We start from the raw sequence: 1,284 nt of genomic DNA, 5'->3' as shown, positions 1-1,284 counted from the left end.
CTGGCAGGTCCCCGATAGTCGGACCACCGTGTTCTAGAGCCACGGTGTGATTGATTTCAGTCGATCTCGCAACCCTCGACCGGTTGGTGGTTGTGGGTGCATTGGGCAGCATACTCGGACGGCGTGAGGTAGCCCAGGGACGAGTGGCGGTGTCGATTGTTGTGGTCGTCTTTGAAGTCCTCGATCACCACCCTCGCTTCGAGCAGGCTCGTCCAGTGGTTCCGATTCAGGCACTCTTTCCGTAGGCGGTTGTTGAACGACTCGATGTGTCCGTTGTTCCACGGCGTCCCCGGCGGAATGTAAGAGATACCGACACGGTCGCGGCAAAACTGTTGCAGCACAGAAGAAATAAACTCCGGACCGTTGTCCATCCGCAACACCTGAGGCGGTCCGCCCCACAGCGCGAACGCCTTGTCCAACTCCTCGGTCAACCGCTGCGCGGTGATCGACCGCTCCACAATGTTCAACAGAGACTGCCGGGTGTGTTCGTCGATCATCGACGCGATCTTGATCGCCTTCCCATCCACCGTGGAGTCGAACTGAAAGTCCATAGCCCACACCACTTTCGGTGCATCGGCTTCCATCTGCGGACACGAGCTGATGCCTGCGCGTTTGCGGGGATGGTAGATCCGAACCTGCAGACCTTCCTCCTTCCACAGCCGGTGTACCTTTTTCTTGTTCACCGTTATGCCCTGATCGTGCTTCAGGTGCGCCCAGGCGCGTCGGAAGCCGTGCAGGGGGTGTGAGCCTGCGTATTTCCGCAACGATGCTCTCAGGGCCGCGTCGGGATCCGCGGGCGTCTCGGCGATCGGTGTTCGTGCGTAGGTGGAACGAGCAAGCCCAACTGCTCTGCACGCCAACCGTTTCGACACACTCATCGTTTTGACGAGCATGTCGACGGCGCGGCGCTTGTCAGCTGGGCTCAAAATTTTCCCCGCGCCACCTCCCGCAACGCGTCCTTCTCCAGCTCCGCCTCGGCGAGCAGGCGTTTGAGCTTGCCGTTCTGCTCGCGAAGCTCTTTCAGTTCCTTCGCAGCATCGGTGTCCATCCCGCCGTATTGGCGACGCCAGTTGTACAACGTCGCCGCCGACACCTCGAGTTCTGCCGCGATCTCCTCCTGCGTCTTGCCCGCAGCAGTCAGCTCGTCCGCACGGCGCAGCTTGCGCACGATGTCTTCGGCAGAGTTCCGTTTCCGTCCAGCCATGTTCTCCATCGTCCTATCCGCCCACGTCAGGGGCAACAAGACTCTAAAACAAGATGGCCCCGTTCACCGGGGACACGCCA

General features: G+C 60.4%; 1 protein-coding gene. It reads right to left on the bottom strand.

Features of this window, described 5'->3' with window-relative positions; translation table 11 throughout:
- Positions 1–56: 56 nt before the first annotated feature.
- Positions 57–1,204 (bottom strand): IS3 family transposase gene (locus R4P47_RS25015; protein ID WP_411567393.1). Its coding sequence is split into 2 segments (ribosomal slippage): positions 57–928 and positions 928–1,204, totalling 1,149 coding nucleotides; the frame shifts between segments, so codons are not numbered across the junction.
- Positions 1,205–1,284 lie beyond the last annotated feature (80 nt).

This window comes from Rhodococcus sp. IEGM 1370, from assembly GCF_033142325.1.
In the GTDB taxonomy this organism is placed as follows: domain Bacteria; phylum Actinomycetota; class Actinomycetes; order Mycobacteriales; family Mycobacteriaceae; genus Rhodococcoides.
The sequence above is the reverse complement of the archived record's forward strand: the minus strand, read 5'-3'. Positions and strand labels throughout refer to the sequence as shown.